This window comes from Acinetobacter towneri DSM 14962 = CIP 107472 (genome assembly GCF_000368785.1).
Taxonomy (GTDB): domain Bacteria; phylum Pseudomonadota; class Gammaproteobacteria; order Pseudomonadales; family Moraxellaceae; genus Acinetobacter; species Acinetobacter towneri.
On the sequence record NZ_KB849670.1, the window covers coordinates 1 to 1,273 of the forward strand.

General features: G+C 41.6%; 1 protein-coding gene. It reads right to left on the minus strand.

Translation table 11 applies throughout. The features are described 5' to 3' along the window. Positions 1-40 precede the first annotated feature (40 nt). Positions 41-1,200 (minus strand): IS3-like element IS1236 family transposase gene (locus tag F947_RS00215; protein ID WP_099046170.1). Its coding sequence is split into 2 segments (ribosomal slippage): positions 41-966 and positions 966-1,200, totalling 1,161 coding nucleotides; the frame shifts between segments, so codons are not numbered across the junction. Between the last annotated feature and the right edge of the window lie 73 nt (positions 1,201-1,273).

A 1,273-nucleotide genomic window follows, 5' to 3' on the forward strand; every position in this document is an offset into this window, starting at 1 on the left:
GCTAAAGATGAAAATTGATTATTTAATCATTAAAGTGATCCTAGACAGTATCGTGGACAACAAATCCCTCTAAATTCTTGAAATATTTCTGTTCAAAGGCTTCTGGGCTTAACCAGCCGTTTGTAGAATGTCGTCTGATTCGATTGTAATAAATCTCAATATAGTCAAACAAGACAGCATTCGCTTCTTTTCGAGTGGCAAACACACTGCCATGGACCATATGACCTTTCAATGTATGAAAGAAGCTTTCGGTCACTGCATTATCCCAACAGTTTCCCCTGCGTGACATACTTTGAACGCAGTTATTCGTCAATAATAGCGCCCTAAAATCACGACTACAGTACTGTGAGCCTTGGTCCGAATGTACCATGACACCCATTGGATACCCCTGACGAGCCATTGCATAATGAAACGCATCACACACCAATTGACGGTCTATTCGATGGCTGGTTTGCCAACCGACAATACGACGGCTGAATAGATCCAGCATCACACATAAATACAGCCAACCTTGCTTAGTACGGATATAGGTAATATCCGTTGTCCAGATCTTATTGGGTTCATTGACCGTAAATTGACGATCCAACAAGTTAGGCGCTGTAGGCAAACGATGGTTTGAATCAGTCGTATGCTTGTATTTACGTGCAATTTTGCTCCGTAAACCAAGTTTTTTAAGCATTCTTCCAACGGTTCGTTCGCTCATGCTGTAACCTAAATCATGCATGTCATGTACCAATGAAGGTGCACCCAATCGTGCATGATGCTGCCAATACACGGCTTTTAAATCATTATATTTCTGCGCTAGATTGGTCTGGCGTTTTCGCCAGGCATAATAGCCTGAAGTGCTGACACCCAGGCATTTACAGGCAGAAGATACAGTGACTTCATTCACATCCAGATCTTGAATTACCGTGTACTTTTCTTGGCATGATCTGTCAGAAAGTACACATGCGCTTTTTTTAAGATGTCATTGGCTTCCCTGAGCTGTTTGACTTCTTTCTCTAATTCCAAGATCCGCTGTTGTTCTGGTGAAAGTTGACGTTTGCTTGAACCCACTGGATTGGCTTCACGAATCCATTTGTCTAAAGTTGAATAACCCACACCTAATTTCTGGGCGATTGTAGCTATAGGCTCGTGTGAGTTTGAAAGTGCATAATCAATTGCTTGCTGTTTAAATTCAGGACTAAAACGTTTGGCCATTTCTTGGATCTCCAAAGTTAACGTTACGTTATCTTTAGAGGGAAGTACTGTCCATTATTTTGGCTAGGATCAA